Consider the following 17,877-nt stretch of genomic DNA (forward strand, 5'->3'; position numbering starts at 1 on the left):
TATTCATCCCCGCCCCTCTGGTTTTTTCTCGTCAAACGCCAGGAGAACCCCGAGGCCGATCAGTGAGGCATAGCAGACCTGCATCGCGATTGTCACCGGCAGTGAGATGTTATCAACCAGAACGCCAGGAACCACGACGGCCACGCCAGCCAGTATCATTCCCCTGCCGGTCTTTTTGACCCGTTCCGGCCACTGAGATTCAGGCACGTTCCGGGCCCGCAGAAAGTTATGAATGCACTGCACTGCTTTTTGTTTAATCACTGACATGCTCTAGTCTCCGAATGCCCGGCGCATATTTTTCTTTATGCTGGTCGCTTCAGCGGATACCGGTGCGGCAGGCTCCGCAGGTTTCGCCGGCACTGCAGCCATACTCACGTCAGCCGTATCGGCCATCTGCTGAACCAGAACCTGCAACTCGCTGACCGTGCCGGGCGGTACCGGCATGCTGGCCAGCAGACGCGGCAGCTCCGGTGCGGTCGTATGCAGGGCCAGACCGGTGATTATCAGGTTTCTCAGCAGCTCTCCGCGCAGGCGGGATGACACGCCCGTCAGCACACGCTCAACCCGTTCACTGCTCCGGTCATCCTGAAGCGTCAGGGTGTAACGCCGGCGCTGGTATTCGGTCTCCGGTGACATGGCCAGAGCAGCAACGCCACCATCAGGCTCATCAGGAAGTCCTGAGAGTGAAGACCAGGTGCCGGATACCAGCGCCATCACGGCACAAAGCCGGATGGCACTCAGATGTCCGTCAAAGAACACCGGGATCAGCGCCGGTAAACGGGCATCCGTCTGGTACATCACCGCCCCGGCGGTGGCGGCGGTCCGAATGAAGTCACCGCGCAGGGGCTGTGAGATGGTGCTGATGGTCGCCATCGCCGTGATGTCGGTGCGATCGTCGCTGTGCAGATAGAAAGAATACTGGCCGTCCGGCACGTTTAGTCCTCTTTATTGTAAAGGGCAATCTCTCTGGCCAGCGCCAGCTGCGGATCGCCGATAACCTCGATACGGTCAGGAGCCAGAGGCCAGGCCTGACGGATAGCCTCTTCAATGAGGGATGCCCCTCCCCCGACCAGGAATACCCGGTTAACGCTCCTGAAGACCGTCAGCTCACTGGTGACACGCGCGCCCAGGGAAGTGATTGCCTCTGTAATTTTGTTCAGAACATCGTCAATTTTTCCGGCATCGTTGATCACTCGCTGCAGATACTGACGATCATTGCGGTTGCGGATGACCGTGTCAGCAATAAGCGCGCTGGTTTCGCTGTCTGCAGCCCGCAGCGCGCCTGCAGCTGCGCGGGTGACCTGTGACACGCCGACAGACGGATTGCCGTGTACCGCACTGATATCATCAAACTGTCCGACAATCACGCCGGCATCGAGCGTGGTTCCGCCGAGATCGATAATCAGGGTGGTCTCAGCGGGTCCGGGCTTCAGCTCCGCGAGACGGGAGAACGCCGCCGGCAGTGATTCAGGCATCACCTTCACGTCCGTTACGGTAAATGCCCTGCCCTTATTCAGAACCAGCTCACGCATCAGGTTTTCTCGTTTGCGTCGGATGTTCTCCTCGTTCCGCTGGCAGTCCCCGTCATAATACTCGCTCAGGGGCAGCGTCACGGTCAGGCTCACCGGCTGCGGCTCAAGTCCGCTGTTCAGCAGGGCATGATGCACGGCCAGCAGGTTGAGATCACCGTACTGGTATTCCACGTTTGTTGTCGGGATGGCATCCCGGCTGACGCTGTCCCAGGTGTATTTCAGCGTGCCCACCTGATAGTTGAACGTTGCGGCACTGAATTCCGCCACTTTCCAGCCATGCCGGAAGGAGTTAGCAGAAACCCGGGTCTGCAGCTCGTTTCCTTCAAACCATGCCAGCTTAACATTAGTTGAACCATCATCGCAGTAAATATTCATCATTATGCTCCGTCAATTAAACTCAATTTGATACGTATTATAAGAGCAAAATGGCAAAATAAAAGCCTTATTTCTCATTGTGAGTAATTTAAATATCTCATAATGATATTAAATGACATTTTGAGTAACTTAGGTTACTCACCCTGTTCATGAAGCAGGTGATCTGGATTATCCTCACGCTGTTAAATATACTGTATGCATATCCAGTATATTTAGACGTCAGGAGGAAAGATGAAACTGCAGCTTTTCAGCACCGGGAAAGCACTCCCGCCACAGGCCCATCCGTTGTTTGCAGACCTGGCCAGCTGCGGTTTTCCGAGCCCTGCCGCTGACTATGTCGAGTCCGACCTGGATCTCCATGATTACTGCATACGGCACCCAAGCGCGACTTACTATCTCCGTGCCAGCGGTGACAGCATGTCCGACGGCAGCCTTTACAATGGCGATCTGCTGGTTGTGGACAGTGCAGAGAAGCCCCGGCACGGCGATATTGTTGTGGCCAGTGTGCAGGGGGAGTTTACGGTTAAACGGCTTCTGCTGACGCCACGACTGACGCTGCAGCCAATGAACGCCGCCTGGCCGCCGATTTATCCCGACCCGGACGATCTGGATATCTTTGGCGTCGTCACGCACATCATCCACCGCCCGAGGGAGATGTACTGATGTTTGCCCTGGCCGATGTGAACAGCTTTTATGCCAGCTGCGAACGTGTTTTCCGCCCGGATTTGAAAGGAAAGCCGGTTGTGGTGCTCAGTAATAACGATGGCTGCGTTATCGCAAGAAGTGCCGAGGCAAAGCCCTGGATCAAAATGGGCATGCCGTGGTTTCAGATGAAAAACGAAACGTATCCGGAAAAAATATACGCGTTCTCAAGCAACTATGAACTTTATGCCTCGATGTCAGCGCGCGTGATGAGCTGCCTGGAGGAGCTGGCCCCAAGGGTGGAACAGTATTCGATTGACGAGATGTTCCTCGACCTGACCGGCGTTGAGCACTGCATGGACCTGGAGGACTTCGGCCGGCAGCTGCGCCAGCACGTGTATGACTGTACCCGTCTGACCATCGGCGTGGGTGCCGGGCCGACGAAAACCCTGGCAAAATCAGCCCAGTGGGCCTCAAAGGAGTGGAAACAGTTTCGTGGTGTGCTCGCCCTGACCAGGGGGAATCCTCAGCGAACGCGGAAACTGCTTTCACTGCAGCCGGTCGAAGAGATCTGGGGCGTGGGAAACCGTATTGCACGCAAACTTAATGTACTGGGTATCAGGACCGCGCTCGATCTGGCCCTGACGAACCCGGCCTTTATACGCAAAAATTTCTCCGTCGTTCTCGAGCGAACAGTACGCGAACTGAACGGGGAAAGCTGCATGTCGCTTGAGGAAGCACCACCGACGAAACAGCAGATCGTCTGCAGCCGCAGCTTTGGAGAGAAAATCACGGAGTACGATTCGCTCCGCCAGGCTGTCTGTCAGTACGCAGAGCGGGCCTCTGAAAAGCTGCGGAAAGAGCGCCAGTACTGCCGGCATATTTCCGTTTTCATCAAAACGTCTCCGTTCGCCGTTAAAGAGCCTTACTACGGCAACGTGGCCACGGAGAAACTGCTTACACCCACTCAGGACACCCGGGACATTATTGCGGCCGCCACAACGGCTCTGGAGCGTATCTGGAAGGATGGGCACCTGTATGCCAAAGCCGGTGTGATGCTGAATGACTTCACCGGCTCCGGCGTTTCGCAGCTGCAGCTGTTCGACGAACGTCCGCCACGTCCTCACAGCTCTGAGCTGATGAAGGTTCTCGATGGCATTAATCATTCCGGTCTGGGACAGATCTGGTTTGCCGGGCGAGGGATAGCGCCATCATGGCAAATGAAACGCGATATGCTCTCCCCTGCGTACACCACCCGCTGGAAAGATATTCCCGTTGCGAGGATCAGATAAATTCTGCTTTTCTGAGAGAGCCAGTAGTGCTCGCCGCAGCCGAACGACAGGGCGAAGCCCGCGAGTGAGCGAGGAAGCACCAGGGAACAAAACGAACATAATCATCTTACGCACCTAATACAGGAATCACAGTAACAATCTCAAAATCTGTATTGTGATAGAAACAGCTGAATAGAGTGGGACCATGGTCCCAGTTAAATCCGGCGTGTGGAATCGATATTCCAGGCGGGGTTGAAGGATGAGTTCTGACACGCAAGTAGGAGGTGGGACCGTGGTCCCAGTTAAATCCGGCGTGTGGAATCGATATTCCAAGCGGGCTTGACGGGTGAGTTCTGACACGCAAGTAGGAAGTGGGACCGTGGTCCCAGTTAATCTGGTGTATGAAATCAGTATTCCGGGATGGGTTACCGTCTGAGTTCTGATATGCAGGTTGAGGGGTGAACTGCGGAACTAGTTAAGGAAAACTAGAAAAAACTGGATCTTTAGATTGTGGTAACAATCAGGTTGGGAGAAGTAAACAGATCTTTTTAACAACACTGGGCTATAGTGCAGAAAATAACTGCTTCGGATGTATATATTCCGAAGCAGCATGTAACGCATTAAGGATATTGGAAATTAATGAAGACTCTCGCGTGTATCATTAAACAGGCTAAACTTTTTGTAAGTCGCGCAGTATGCTTTCTATCTTCTCGATACACTCGGCAGGCAAACGAGATTTATCGAGATTAAAAATCACCTTATCGCCTTTGTATAGGGCTGTCGCACCAGGTACAAATTGATGACGGGTATTAAGGTTTACTTTTTTACCTGATGGCTCTTTCAGAACATCCGTCAGTAAACCAATAACTTCCTCGGATTCAAAGATAACTCCCGCTTTCTTTTGCTCATGAAGCTGTTGTGTCCGTTGCAACAATAAAGCTTCTTTTCCCGAAAATGCTTTGTACAGCGTCTCCCCAGAGCGGGCGGAAAGTTCACCAGGATGAGTAAACAGGGCAACCACTGATTTTGGCAAATGGGCCGTGTTGATGCAACGCGTGATGATTTTACGGGAAATATTCTCAGCTTCAGCCAGAGCAGAGATATTGCCGTTAAAATCATTTTCCAACCGCTGTGCATAACGGTTGCCCCGTTCATAAGCGCTGACAGGACGATAATCATTACCCAGCCGTGATAAAGCCATCATCTGTTCGTCATCGAGATCCCCGACGAGAACACGATAATCTGATGATGTCAGTATGGCGGCTTTACGACGGCGACTACCATCAGCAATTTCAATGACACCTTCTACCCTTCGTCCGAACGCAGGCGTCTGTTGACCACTCAGCATAAAAGAGGGAATCAGATCATCAAGCGCGTCTTCGGTCAGTAGTTCCTGGTCACGTTCATTACCTGACCAGACTCTTGATGCCGTCTCAACACTCTCGCCCGGGATCGCTTCCAGAATAAATTTCACTTCCCGGCCACAAACCGGAAGCAGAATGGTATTCCCGCGGGCCATGGCTCCAACCCGTGCAATTAATGAATCAACCATCGGTGCAGCGGGTGCCGCTGAAGGTTCAGTTTCGGGGCGGATATCTTTTACGGTATGTTTTGGAATGACTGGTGCACGTTTCATTATCTGATCTCCCAGCGAGGTTTAATCAGGCGATCAAAAATTTCATTACAGACAGGCTCCCAGATAGACAGCGCATTTCGCCAGGCTCCTGTAGATGAGCGCTGATCGATAGCCTGCTCAAACACCGTTCTCATACGGATCTGACCTTTACCGACTTCGTCGGTCTCGCGAACAACGTTTTTCAGTACCATGCTTCCCCAGGCATCGCGGATCTGTTCTTCCATCCAGGGTGACTGTGAGCCATTGTTATTGCTGTACTTGGTCAGAAGAATTCTAACGTCAGGTTCAAAACCCTGCAGGTCCACGTTTTTTAACAGGTCGCGCAGCATGTCAAAAAACTGAAGGGCAGAGGTGTAATCAAATAACTCTGCTGGCGTTGGCACGATGAGTACATCTGCAGCACAGACGACATTGATGGTACCAATACCGAGGTTCGGTGCACTGTCGATAACAATGACATCATAATCATGGGCCACTGTTTCGATGGCCAGGCGAAGCATCATATGAGGTTCTGTCGGCAGTTTCCCGTTGTCAAACCTTCCCATTAGTTCTGTCTCAATGCGGTGCAGAGCCAGGCATGAAGGTATGATGTCGAGACCCGGCCAGCAGGTGGCTTTGACGGCATAGGCTGCATCATCGCGCTCACCAAGATAAAAAGGCAGCAGTGTGTCTTCGGCATGGATATGCAAATCAGGGACCCAGCCGTGGTACATGGAGGCTGTGCCTTGAGGATCGTTCCCTTCGACAAGCAGTACTCGCAGCCCTTTCAGCGCCAGGTCCTGTGCCAAATGTACAGATACAGATGTCTTATAGACACCCCCTTTATGTGCTGCCACCGCGATGACGGGCGGAACGCTGTCATCAGGACGGCGCAGACGGGTGCCAAATACATCCCGCATATGGTTGATTTGTTCAATGGTGTAGCCCACCCGCTGCTCTACACGTCCACGCATTTCCATATCAGGATGGGGAAGGCGTCCTGCTTTTTCTGCATCACGGATTGCCTGAGAAGAAACGCCAATCAGATCGGCGGCCTCACCCACACGCCAGCGACGGGTAATTTTCCTGGCTTCCGGGCTATCATCGTTAAACTGTGCAATCGCGATAGCTTTCGTCATTTCATGACCGGCCGTAATGCACTGGTCAAGCGTTTCCATCAGTCCCATTCTTTGTTCCTTATTATTATCTTTGCATTAATCTATTAAATCTTGGTAAAAGGCGCAAAGCAACATTAAAGTTGCAAACCGTCTTAAATATTGCAAAGCCGATCAAAATATAGTCTTGTTCAGTTCAGCATCCGCCTGAAAGGCTGCCGCATGCTTCAGTCAATATCATCCGCTCGCCGCAGAAAGTATGCGCGCGTAGGCGCATGCGTCGAGGAAGCGGAATTACTCCGTACTAACAAGGTGTGGCTGACGCTCTGAAGCTAACGAAGCTCCACTGGAAGGAACTGAATGGTAAGGAATTGACTATAGTATGCAGATTATTGACTGCGTTATGAAGCTGAATAGGAATAGGGAAGAGTAATGACATGCATTTTTCTGCATATCACAGTCAAGACTATTGCCTTTCCTGGTGTTGTATTACTGGGTTGTTGTACCAAGATTCACATTGTGTCATGTCAGTGGTCCATATGTATTGGATGCTGGCTGTTATTCCATATTTCGATCCAGTAATTGATCCTTAAGGAGATCATGTTGAGATCAAAAAGAGATCCCCGGATCGTTTAGCGCCCCGCTACGCCTGAGCCTGGAGACTATCTTCATTAACTGTGGTGTGTGGTATGTTGACTGTTGTGTGCGAGATCAACTATTGCGGTATGCAATTGTATTAACTGGGGTATGTATTTCCGTTGACTGTGATATGCGTATATACTTTCGTTTGTGGATAACCGCGGGTTAATAAAATGGCTATGGAAAATAATGAGTTACCCCTGAATCTTCAGGAGGTCAATAAGACAACGGGTGAAGTTGTTAAGCTGGATGTCAACAGCGCCAGTACTGTTCAGCCTGTTGCGCTCATGAGGCTTGGTCTGTTCGTTCCTACCCTCAAATCGACCTCTAGGAGTAAGACGAACCGCAAAAACGTCACGGATGCGACTGAGGAGCTCGTACAGCTGTCCATTGCCCGGAGTGAAGGGTATACCGATGTCAGGATCACCGGATCGCGCCTCGATATGGATACGGACTTCAAAGTCTGGCTTGGAATCATCCGTTCAATGTATGATTTTGGCGTTAAGGATGACACGCTCAAGCTGTCTTTTGTTGAGTTTGTTAAAATGTGTGGCTTTGACTCCCGGCGCTCTAACAAGAAAATGCGTGACAGGATAAGCAACTCCCTGTTCAAGCTGGCATCCGTAACCCTCAAGTTTCAGAGTGAAACGAAAGGGTGGACTACGCACCTGGTTCAGTCTGCCTATTACGACATCACTGCCGATGTCGTGGAGATCAGGGCAGAGCCCAAGCTCTTTGAGCTTTATCAGATGGACAGGCGGGTCCTGTTGCGTCTGAAAGCCATTGATGCCCTGCAGCGCAAGGAGTCCGCACAGGCACTCTATACCTACATTGAAAGTCTGCCACAGAATCCGGCCCCCATCTCCATGAAGCGTATGCGAGACAGACTCAACCTGACGTCTAACCTCTACACGCAGAACCACACGGTGCGCAAAGCCATGGCGCAGCTGAAGGATATCGGCTATCTGGATTACACCGAATTCAAACGCGGCCGGGCCACCTACTTCAGCGTGCATTACCGTAATCCGAAACTCATCAGTAGCAAGGTCGTTGTTCCCCGAGAGCCGGAAGAGGAAGTACCTGAGCAGAACTATGACGAAGTTATTAAAGCCCTGAAGGCTGCAGGTATTGATCCTCAGAAACTAGCAAAAGCGCTCGCCAGCGTGAAACCGGGAAATGACTGAGGAATGCCGTTTTAGAGTTTGTTGACTGTGGTATGCAGAGCGCATACCACAGTCAATTTATACTGATTCATCATTCCGTTTAGGTTTTGCTTGCCTTGACTGCGATATGCGGATAGGCCTACCGGAGTATTGATATTGACTGCGGTGTGTGGAAGAGCGGGCAGTCTGCTCAACATCTTCACTGCGATATGTTTACTTTCATCACTTAGTCAATATTGTTCGTCAGGGCGGATGCCCTTAGCCCAGTACTTTCACAAAGGGTCTTAACCCACCGAGATCAAAGGATTCCGGGGGCAGCGTCCGGGATTCACTGATCCGCACTCCCGTGTTCCAGAAAGTAGAGAACAGCATTTAATGGTGAAGATCCGGCATATAGAAGAGTAGGGCTCTCACTTCGGGGACGAGTAGGTACGCCAGGGTGGCGCCGGTTAAAGTGGCCATCCTTCTGAGTGCGGCCGCGGTCGCAAAGTCGACCCCATGGGCTTTCGGCAACAGTGAAATGCGTTATGAAGAAAAGGGGGCAATGCAGGGATGAACAGGATCGGAACGAAAAGGTAAGTAATGAAGAAGACGTAAAGTGCGTTACGTGAATTCCGGCCTGGTACAGCCTGGACCCCTGTCAGTTTTCACGTAACGCAAGATTAATTTATTATCGAATAAGTGGATGTCATTACAACTGTCTGTAAATTTTGACAAATTTAGTTATCTTTTTTTCAGCATGGCAACAGCATCAGCCTCTGCCATTGAAAATTGCACACGATGCCTTGCAGCAACATCGAGCGCAAATACCTTTGTATAGACTTCCGTCGAGCTGATCGACTTGTGCCCCATCAGGCTCTGCAGCACCTTCAGCGGAATTCCGGCATACAGCATGTGCATGGCGTAGGAGTGGCGGAACGTGTGTGGCGTCACCGGCACGGAGAACGTCACCCCGTCGGCGGCTGCCGCTTCAACAGCTTCGCCCAGCCAGGTGCGAACGGTACGGTCGGTGATCTCCCAGATGCGCACCTTTTCCGTTCTGCCGGTGCGCTTATTCCGGCGTTCCAGCGGTATTTTCAGGGTGGCCACCATCATTTCCAGCTGGCGGGCATACTGCGGATCGGAAAGCGGAACGTTACGATGAGGCTGGCTGCCGGCCGGAGCACGGCCGGCCGTTCGGGCCGCTTTCTCCACCCGCTGTTTGAGGGTTGCCAGTTGCACGAACGGGTAGGGCGGGGCCAGGGAAAAATCACTCCGGGTCAGGGCCAGTGCTTCGTTAATACGGGCGCCGGTGTTCCACAGGGTGGTCAGCAGCATCTTACGGTGAAGATCGGGCACGTAGTGGAGCAGGGCGCTCACTTCCGGCGCCAGCAGGTATTTCGGCAGTTCGTCCTGAACGAGCGCCATCTGGCGCAGTGCCAGCGCGGCCGGGTAATCGATGGCCACCGGCAGCTGAGCAGAGGAAAAAGCCCCGCTATGGCCTGGCAGTGCTGGCATCATGTTATGTCACCATTGTCATTAGAGTGTGCAGTGCATCACCGGTGCATCCGGGGATGCCGGACCCGGCAGGATCAGATACTCGGTAGCAGATTTGACACGGTAATTGGTGTAATCTTCAAACGAAACCGGGCTTGCTTTCATCCCCGCGAGAAAAGTTTCTTCAAGACCGCGGGCACGCGGAAGCGATAGTTCTATCGTCTCAGGATCGATGGCCATTTTCTGGCGGGTGGCTTCCAGCTCAGTGGTCAGCCGGTATTTTTCCGTACGAAAAGGAATACTCTCTTCAGCGTTTCGCTGTGTATAGGTCACGTCAAACATCATGCGATCACCGTCGTTCTGCAGTACCACGCCCCTGAGGAGACTTTCTATACGAACGGGGGATTCACCTTTCTGCGGAATCTCCGAGGTCCGGCTGCAGATAATCACCATCCCGGGTTTCTGACTGGCATTAACCATCCGCATTTCACTGAGCGTTGCCGCCCCTGCATCCCGTGCAGTCACACCCAGCAGGATCGTCAGCCCCATTATAAAACCGGTCAGTTTACACATCGTTCCTGTATCCTTTACGTTAATGTCTGGATCATCTTCAGGGAGAAATCCCGCCGGACTACACTATCGAGTGACATGTGGCCGCCAGAGGGTGTCCAGCCGACCACTCATTAAATGCTGCTGTCGGCTATCAGTAGCGACCAAGAGTCATTAACTGGAAGCATTTTTCCTCGGAGAGCTCTCCTTCTTTCTTTGGGAGAGGGCCAAGGAAAGGAGTTATCACATCGACTTCTGTGGACAGATACCATGTGTCATCAGCATCATCCCACCAGGCAACTGTGCGATCGTCCCAAGTGTGTATCTCACGGTAGCAGCCGTATCCGTATATGTGCTCAAACTCCGATTCTTCCATCCAGACTCTGTCATGCCCAAGGATTATGAGAGCCTCAAATAAAACACTCAGTGTAATTTTCATATTCATAATCAACTTCCTTATTATTTAATATCTATTAGTTCTATTTATTTATCATCGCCAGCAGAACATTCCGTTGCCCGCCCGCAGTGATTAGCAGAATAACAGTCACCGCCCGCAATTACCGGATCTCACTCTTTTTGACTTCCGAAAAATTCATAATAGCAAAGTTTTCGGAAGCGATGATGAACAGATTAACAGGATTTACTCGTCAGGTCGGTCTGATGCGGAGAGGGTGAAAGTTATATAACTACTTAAAGTGTAGCACATTTTTCATTTTCGTTTCACAAATATGCGCAGAAAATCGCCGTGATCCGGAACTACCTTTTTTCGGATCTGACCGGGAAAAGTGAAAAGAAAGGATATGCAAAGCATATCCATATGCCTGACATCTGCATAGGTATGGCATACGCATATACTCACCATCTGCATATGCTCTATATATACATATGCCGAACATCTGCCTATACTGAACATATGCACACACCCGGTGCAATGAACCTCATTCCGGATATGCATCACATATCCATACTTACCCGGGAGAAAAATCATGAGAACCGTATCTATTTTCAAAAACGGCAACAACCGCGCCATCCGCCTGCCCCGCGATCTGGATTTTGAGGGGGTGAGCGAGCTGGAGATCGTCCGGGAAGGGGACAGCATTATTCTGCGTCCCGTCCGGCCGACCTGGGGCTCGTTCCTGGAGCTCGAAAAAGCTGACCCGGACTTTATGGCTGAGCGCGGGGACGTTGTCAGCGACGAAGGACGGGTTAACCTGTGAACAAAATGTATATGCTCGACACCAACATCTGCTCGTTCATCATGCGCGAGCAGCCGGAAGCCGTCCTGAAGCGCCTGGAGCAGGCGGTGCTGCGGGGTCACCGCATTGTGGTTTCGGCCATCACCTGGGCCGAAGTGTCACTGGCATCACAGGAAGCAGGACCAGCCGCACAGAAGCTGGCTGACGCCTTCGCTGCCCGCCTTGATGCCATCCTGCCCTGGGACCGTACCGCGGTGGACGCGACCACGGAAATTAAGGTGGCGCTGCGCCTCGCCGGCACGCCGATCGGGCCGAACGACACGGCGATCGCCGGGCACGCCATCGCCGCCGGTGCCGTGCTGGTGACCAATAATGTGCGGGAATTTGAGCGGGTGCCGGGTCTGGTGCTGGAAGACTGGGTAAGATAACGCTGTAATACAAAACAGGCGGTCTGGCGCTGCCGGACACTCTTTCAGTCAGCGGTATATAAAGGAATAAAAGATGCCTCTGATCACGCGGCTTATGCTGCAAAACTTTAAAAAGTTTCCGGAACTGGATCTGCGCTTCACTCATGACCGTAACATTCTGGTCGGTGACAACGAGTCCGGGAAAAGCACGATTCTGCTGGCCCTTGACCTTGTGCTGAGTGACAGCCGGCACCGGGTCGAGGCATTGGGTGTGGAATCGCTCCTGTCCCAGTCAGCAGTCAGGCATTTTCAGGAAGGTGAGCGCCGCGCCGAGCTGTTACCCGTGCTGACAGCTGACGTTTTCCTGAGTAATGGGGGAGATCCTGACCTGAACGGCAGGCAAAATCTGGCGGGTATCGATGCGGATGGACTCAGAATGCGCATTGCACCAATGACGGAGGAATACGGTCAGGATATTCACAATGTACTACAGCAGGATCCCGATAATTTTCCCTATGAATACTATTCCGTGCGGTTCAGCACCTTCTCCGGTGGTCATTTCGCCGGCTTCAGACGCTATCTGCGCCATCTGCTGTTAGACAGTGCACGCATCGATAACGAGCACGCCGCACAGGAATATACGCGCACAGTTTACAGCGTCAATGTGCCGGTGGCCGATCGTTACCGGCTTGAAAACAGTTACCGGCAACAGAAAATGCTCTTCTGCACCCGGCATCTGTCAGCCATAAACGACACGCTGGAAACGTATCAGTTTGGCGTGCGTTCCGGTGCTAAATCAGGTCTTGAGGCGAATCTGGACATTACCGAGGACGGTATTTCCATTCGTCACCGTGGAAAAGGAAGGCAGTGCTTCATCAAAACAGAGTTTGCGCTGCAGCGGCATCAGCAGCAGGGAGAGCTCCACGCACTGTTGCTTGAGGAGCCGGAGAATCATCTCAGCCATGTCAGTATGAAGAGGCTGGTTAATCAGCTTGCCACTGAACGGCAGACGCAGGTGTTTATTGCCACACACAGCAGCCATATCTCCTCCCGCCTCGATCTACGTAAGGCAATCCTCCTCGGATCTACCCGGCCGGTACTGATGAATGAACTTTCCGCTGAGACTGCCGCCTTCTTCATGAAAGCACCGGATAATAACGTGCTGGAATTTGCGCTAGCCAGACGTGCACTGCTCGTGGAGGGGGATGCTGAGTTTATTCTGATTGAGGCCTTTTATCGCCGCCTGTATGGCAGGGCGCCGGAGGATGACGGGGTTCACATCATCGCTATCGGCGGAACGAGTTTCCGTCGTTATCTTGAACTGGCCCGTCTTCTGGAAAATCGCGTCGCGGCCCTTCGTGATAATGGGGTCGTTTGCGGGAGGGGGCGGAATCCTACGCTAAGGCTTTGGCCAGCGATATTCTCCGGTGAGATTGATGTGTTCCCATCCGAGCGGCGAAACATGGGCCAAGAGATCGGGCGATAGCAGCTTTCCATCGCGTTTCTGGTTTGCAACGACCTCGCCGAGCTTCATGGTGTTCCAGAAGATGATGATGGCGGCGAGCAGATTCATGCCGGCGATGCGGTAATGCTGGCCTTCGGCGGAACGGTCGCGGATTTCACCGCGGCGGTGGAAGCTGATTGCCCGCTTCAGCGCATGATGAGCTTCGCCTTTGTTGAGCCCGATCTGGGCACGCCGTTGGAGTTCGGCATCCAGAATCCAGTCGATCATGAACAGGGTGCGCTCGACGCGACCGACTTCCCGCAGGGCTGTCGCGAGCTCGTTCTGCCGCGGATAGGAGGCGAGTTTCCGCAGAATCTGGCTTGGCGCGACGGTCCCGGCAGCAATGGTGGCGGCGATGCGCAGGATGTCGGGCCAATTGCGCTCGATCATGGCTTGGTTGACCTTTCCGCCGATCAACGCTCGCAGGTGCGCCGGGGCGGCCGACGGATTGAACGCGTAGAGCCGTTTGGATGGCAGGTCGCGGATGCGCGGAGCGAACCGGTAGCCGAGAATGGCACATGCGGCAAAGACGTGATCGGTGAAGCCGCCCGTGTCGGTGAACTGCTCGCGGATATGGCGTCCAGCATCGTTCATCAGCAGGCCATCGAGGATGTAAGGCGCTTCGCTTGCCGTTGCAGGAATCACCTGGGTTGCGAACGGCGCATATTGGTCGGAGACGTGGCTATAGGCTTTCAGGCCCGGGGTATTGCCATATTTCGCGTTGACCAGGTTCATGGCCTCACCTTGCTCTGTAGCGACGAAGAACTGTCCGTCGCTCGAAGCCGACGTGCCCATGCCCCAGAACCGGGCCATGGGTAACGCTGCCTGTGCCTCGACCACCATGGCCAGCGCCCGGTCATAGGCTTCGCCCTCGACATGCCACCGTCCAATGCGGATCAATTCCCAGAAGGTGTGGGTGTTTGTCGCATCCGCCATTTTGCGCAAGCCGAGGTTGATCCCTTCCGCCAAGATAACGTTCATTAGCCCGATCCGGTCAGCGCAGGGTGCTCCTGTGCGCAGATGGGTGAACGCTTCGGTGAAGCCGGTCGCCGCATCCACCTCCAGCAGGAGATCGGTGATGCGCGTGGGCGGGATCTGCTTGTAGAGATCGAGCACCAGATCTTCGGCGCCTGTCGGCGCGGCGGCTTCGAGTTTCTCGATATGCAGAACGCCGTTTTCAATCGACCCGCCCGGGATCGTGCCTGCGCGAGCGGCACGGCCAAGCTCGCGCAACCGCATGTCGAGGCGAGCTTGCCGGTCTGCCAGCCATTCCTCCGGCCGCAATGGCACAGCGAGACGACCGCCTTCCGCGATGGATTGTGCCGGAACGAGTGCGTGTTTCAGATCGCCATAGCGCCGGGACCTAGTAAGCCAGACATCTCCGGAGCGGAACGCATCGCGCAGATGGAACAGCACCGCGATCTCCCATAGGCGAGCGTCGCCAGCCCTCTGGGCCCGAAGGTGGCGATGCCATTTCGAGCTGGGCCGCAAGAAGCTGGTCATCGCGGCATCGTTCAAACCGGTACGAAGGGCCGTCACCGCTTCCAGAAGCGGCAGTGCAACGGGCGCAGCTCGCAGATCGAGCAGGCGCAACATGCGTGGAGCGTATCGGCGGAAGCGGTGATAACCGTCGAGCACATGATTGAGCGGATCGTCGGCCATGGTGGCGGTCAGCCTGGTTGCCATTGCAACAAGGGTTTTTAAGCCGTCCCACCCTGACCCACTCGCGATGACATCGCCCAGCGGCTGGCCATCATCCTGTGCATCGACCAGGGCGCCCCCGATCTCGGCGAAGGATTTCAGGGTGTCACGCACCACCCCCGCTTCGTCTGCGACCTTTGCATGGCAAATACGCTCCGAAGCACGGTAGAGACGGCCGACGATCCGGTCGTGGGTTTCGACCACTGCGTCGGCCAACATCGCCTGCCATTCCGAGACGCAAACAGCCAAGATCGCAAGCCGCCTGTCCTCCGGGAGATCGCGCATGCCGTCGGCATAATACCGTTCACCCTGCCTGCGCAGACGAGTCACCCGATGGGCAGGAACGCCGGCAAGCAGATCCTCGGGGAGATCGATGCGTTGCAGATATTCGAGCCGGTCGAGCAGCCGGTTGGCCGACGAAGAGTTCGAGCCAGGCTCGAACTGGCGCAGCCACACAAAACGGGTCACCCGATCATCAGCCGTCTCCTCGAGCAATGCCAGCAACTGTTCTCGGATCGACATAGGCAGCCGACTGGCGATCCTCGTCTCGATGCGTCGCTCGGCATCGACGAGAGCCGCGGCACAAAGCCGCTCGATCGTGGATGTCGCGGGAAGGACAGTGCGGGTGCGTCGGCACTCGGCTACGAAGCGACGGGCGATATCCTCGTTCGACACCGCCATCTCGGCTTCTCGGAACAACCATTCCTTCAGCTCGCTCGCACCACGTCCGGAGAAGGTGCGGAAGCCGTAGAGCCCCCGTAACTCGGCAAGATGCTCGTGCCGTGTTTCCTCGCGGGCAGCATAGTCTACGAGATCGTCGGCACCCAGGCCAAGCTGCGCTCCGATAAATTCGATGACCTCTGCAGGGATCAGTTCGCCTGGAGCCAGCACCCGGCCGGGATAGCGCAGGACACACAATTGCAGGGCGAAGCCGAACCTGTTGTGAGCGCGCCGACGCAGCCTGATATGCCCAAGGTCTTCATCACTCAGCGTATAGTGCTTGAGCAAATCCGTCTGTGAAGTCGGCAAGCGCAACAGCGCGTCTTTCTGCCGATCGGTTAGAGTGACGCGACGCGGCATACATGTTCCTTTTTCAAAATCTGATAGCGTTCAAGACGCTTTGTTTATGAAGCTGGTTGAGATACATTTCCAGAGGTCAATGCAATCGTGGCCGAAGCGCCGCCTCAAACCAACGTTTGTGATACATGCTGATCGGATATGCCCGCGTCTCCAAAGCCGATGGCTCGCAGTCTCTCGACCTGCAGCACGACGCCTTGCGCGCCGCAGGTGTCGAACGGGACAATATCTATGATGATCTTGCTTCCGGCGGTCGTGATGATCGCCCTGGCTTGACTGCCTGCCTCAAGTCATTGCGTGACGGCGATGTGCTGGTGGTCTGGAAGCTCGATCGCCTCGGACGATCGCTTGCCCATCTGGTCAACACGGTGAAGGAGCTGTCAGACCGCAAGATCGGCCTGCGGGTTCTGACTGGAAAGGGCGCTCAGATCGACACCACGACTGCGTCCGGTCGCATGGTGTTCGGAATCTTCGCCACCTTGGCCGAGTTCGAGCGGGATCTGATCCGAGAGCGCACCATGGCGGGTCTCGCCTCCGCGAGAGCGCGCGGTCGCAAGGGCGGACGAAAATTCGCGCTCACCAAAGCTCAGGTGCGTCTCGCGCAAGCCGCCATGGCCCAGCGCGATACTTCAGTTTCCGATCTCTGCAAGGAACTCGGCATCGAGCGCGTCACTCTCTACCGATATGTCGGTCCCAAAGGCGAGCTCAGAGACCATGGAAAGCATGTTCTCGGACTTACGTAGTGGACTTGCCTCGGTTTCGTTCCGGTCTTTTTGAGAGCATTATTTGTTATCAAGGAGACCATATATGTCATTAAAGCATAGTGATGAATTTAAGCGTGATGCAGTTCGCATAGCACTCACTAGTGGCTTAACACGCCGTCAAGTTGCGTCAGATTTAAGTATTGGGCTTTCCACGCTTGGGAAATGGATCGCATCAATTTCCGATGAAACTAAAATTCCTACCCAAGACACTGATCTTCTGCGTGAGAATGAACGTTTACGCAAAGAGAACCGTATCCTTCGGGAGGAGAGGGAGATATTAAAAAAGGCAGCAATATTTTTCGCAGTACAAAAGCTGTGAGATTTCAGTTTATTACGGATTACCGTGGCTCTCTCTCACGTTCACGCATATGTCGTTTGATGGGCGTAACAGATCGTGGTTTACGTGCATGGAAACGCCGTCCTCCATCACTGCGCCAGCGTCGTGATCTTATACTTCTAGCGCATATACGTGAGCAGCATCGGTTGTGTTTGGGGAGCTATGGTAGGCCGCGTATGACAGAAGAGTTGAAAGCGCTGGGCCTGCAGGTTGGGCAGCGTCGGGTTGGACGTTTGATGCGCCAGAATAACATTACAGTTGTTCGAACGCGTAAATTCAAACGGACAACGGATAGTCATCATACCTTCAACATTGCACCGAACCTATTAAAACAAGACTTTAGCGCAAGCGCACCCAACCAGAAATGGGCAGGCGATATCACTTATGGTGTGCCCGGAGTTCAGGGCGGGCATGGATGCTTAAATGAACCGCGAGTCTGTCTGGAATATTGAACCGGTAACTCACGATGAGAAACCCAACAATCCCACCGGGTGTGACGGTGGAGAACCTGAGC

16 protein-coding genes and 2 pseudogenes are annotated in these 17,877 nt (G+C 53.9%); 8 read left to right on the forward strand and 10 right to left on the reverse strand.

Annotation, left to right across the window (positions count from 1 at the left end; genetic code table 11):
- Nucleotides 1–3 precede the first annotated feature (3 nt).
- From LLF79_RS24585 to parM, 3 genes are read right to left on the reverse strand one after another with little or no spacing between them, the layout of a single operon-like run.
- Complete coding sequence (locus tag LLF79_RS24585; RefSeq protein ID WP_013087139.1) at nt 4–267, reverse strand: hypothetical protein; 264 nt, start codon at nt 265–267, stop codon at nt 4–6.
- Between the two features lie 3 nt (nt 268–270).
- Complete coding sequence (locus LLF79_RS24590) at nt 271–933, reverse strand: plasmid partitioning/stability family protein (protein ID WP_013087138.1); 663 nt, start codon at nt 931–933, stop codon at nt 271–273.
- 2 nt (nt 934–935) lie between these two features.
- Nucleotides 936–1,907, reverse strand: coding sequence for a plasmid segregation protein ParM domain-containing protein (parM, locus tag LLF79_RS24595; protein WP_023327692.1), 972 nt, complete (start codon nt 1,905–1,907; stop codon nt 936–938).
- 231 nt (nt 1,908–2,138) lie between these two features.
- On the opposite strand from parM, the gene umuD reads away from it, so the two are divergent.
- Nucleotides 2,139–2,570 (forward strand): translesion error-prone DNA polymerase V autoproteolytic subunit, encoded by a 432-nt coding sequence (gene umuD / locus LLF79_RS24600; protein WP_013087136.1) that lies wholly within the window; start codon nt 2,139–2,141, stop codon nt 2,568–2,570.
- On the forward strand, nt 2,570–3,841 hold the full coding sequence (locus LLF79_RS24605; RefSeq protein WP_013087135.1) for a Y-family DNA polymerase: 1,272 nt from the start codon (nt 2,570–2,572) through the stop codon (nt 3,839–3,841). The genes umuD and LLF79_RS24605 overlap by 1 nt, the downstream gene beginning before the upstream one ends.
- Before the next feature lie 649 nt (nt 3,842–4,490).
- On the opposite strand, the gene LLF79_RS24610 is transcribed toward LLF79_RS24605, so the two are convergent.
- Nucleotides 4,491–5,456 carry a ParB/RepB/Spo0J family plasmid partition protein gene (locus tag LLF79_RS24610; protein ID WP_013087134.1) on the reverse strand — a complete coding sequence of 322 codons (966 nt, stop codon included), beginning with the start codon at nt 5,454–5,456 and terminating at the stop codon, nt 4,491–4,493.
- Nucleotides 5,456–6,622 carry a plasmid-partitioning protein SopA gene (sopA, locus tag LLF79_RS24615; RefSeq protein WP_023327689.1) on the reverse strand — a complete coding sequence of 389 codons (1,167 nt, stop codon included), beginning with the start codon at nt 6,620–6,622 and terminating at the stop codon, nt 5,456–5,458. Before sopA ends, LLF79_RS24610 begins: the two co-directional genes overlap by 1 nt.
- Before the next feature lie 740 nt (nt 6,623–7,362).
- Here sopA and LLF79_RS24620 point away from each other — a divergent pair.
- Nucleotides 7,363–8,373, forward strand: a complete 1,011-nt coding sequence (locus LLF79_RS24620) for a RepB family plasmid replication initiator protein (protein ID WP_015572055.1) — start codon at nt 7,363–7,365, stop codon at nt 8,371–8,373.
- A 243-nt stretch (nt 8,374–8,616) separates the two neighbouring features.
- Here the strand turns inward: LLF79_RS24620 and LLF79_RS24625 are convergent.
- The 4 genes and pseudogenes from LLF79_RS24625 to LLF79_RS24640 form a co-directional block, all read right to left on the reverse strand.
- Nucleotides 8,617–8,874, reverse strand: a pseudogene (locus LLF79_RS24625) (site-specific integrase); the annotation flags it as partial.
- Between the two features lie 201 nt (nt 8,875–9,075).
- Nucleotides 9,076–9,852 (reverse strand): site-specific integrase, encoded by a 777-nt coding sequence (locus tag LLF79_RS24630; RefSeq protein ID WP_015572054.1) that lies wholly within the window; start codon nt 9,850–9,852, stop codon nt 9,076–9,078.
- 18 nt (nt 9,853–9,870) lie between these two features.
- Complete coding sequence (locus LLF79_RS24635) at nt 9,871–10,401, reverse strand: hypothetical protein (protein ID WP_013087127.1); 531 nt, start codon at nt 10,399–10,401, stop codon at nt 9,871–9,873.
- 130 nt (nt 10,402–10,531) lie between these two features.
- Nucleotides 10,532–10,822 (reverse strand): hypothetical protein, encoded by a 291-nt coding sequence (locus LLF79_RS24640; protein WP_013087126.1) that lies wholly within the window; start codon nt 10,820–10,822, stop codon nt 10,532–10,534.
- Between the two features lie 541 nt (nt 10,823–11,363).
- Here LLF79_RS24640 and vapB point away from each other — a divergent pair.
- The 3 genes from vapB (at nt 11,364) to LLF79_RS24655 (ending at nt 13,466) form a co-directional block, all read left to right on the forward strand.
- Nucleotides 11,364–11,594, forward strand: coding sequence for a type II toxin-antitoxin system VapB family antitoxin (vapB, locus tag LLF79_RS24645; RefSeq protein WP_032662167.1), 231 nt, complete (start codon nt 11,364–11,366; stop codon nt 11,592–11,594).
- The gene (locus LLF79_RS24650; RefSeq protein ID WP_032662169.1) at nt 11,591–12,001 is read left to right on the forward strand and encodes a PIN domain-containing protein; all 411 of its coding nucleotides are present in this window, start codon (nt 11,591–11,593) and stop codon (nt 11,999–12,001) included. Before vapB ends, LLF79_RS24650 begins: the two co-directional genes overlap by 4 nt.
- Before the next feature lie 73 nt (nt 12,002–12,074).
- Nucleotides 12,075–13,466 carry an ATP-dependent endonuclease gene (locus tag LLF79_RS24655; RefSeq protein ID WP_165587819.1) on the forward strand — a complete coding sequence of 464 codons (1,392 nt, stop codon included), beginning with the start codon at nt 12,075–12,077 and terminating at the stop codon, nt 13,464–13,466.
- On the opposite strand, the gene LLF79_RS24660 is transcribed toward LLF79_RS24655, so the two are convergent.
- Nucleotides 13,380–16,265, reverse strand: coding sequence for a Tn3 family transposase (locus LLF79_RS24660; RefSeq protein ID WP_001138082.1), 2,886 nt, complete (start codon nt 16,263–16,265; stop codon nt 13,380–13,382). The two genes, LLF79_RS24655 and LLF79_RS24660, sit on opposite strands and share 87 nt — an antisense overlap.
- 125 nt (nt 16,266–16,390) lie before the next feature.
- Here LLF79_RS24660 and LLF79_RS24665 point away from each other — a divergent pair, with 125 nt between their 5' ends.
- Both LLF79_RS24665 and LLF79_RS24670 read left to right on the forward strand, forming a co-directional pair.
- Nucleotides 16,391–17,005, forward strand: a complete 615-nt coding sequence (locus LLF79_RS24665; protein WP_000904906.1) for a recombinase family protein — start codon at nt 16,391–16,393, stop codon at nt 17,003–17,005.
- A 64-nt stretch (nt 17,006–17,069) separates the two neighbouring features.
- Nucleotides 17,070–17,749: pseudogene (locus LLF79_RS24670) on the forward strand (IS3-like element IS1133 family transposase); the annotation flags it as partial.
- Nucleotides 17,750–17,877: the final 128 nt, after the last annotated feature.

It is taken from the genome of Enterobacter cloacae complex sp. 2021EL-01169 (assembly GCF_020733125.1).
Lineage (GTDB): Bacteria > Pseudomonadota > Gammaproteobacteria > Enterobacterales > Enterobacteriaceae > Enterobacter > Enterobacter roggenkampii.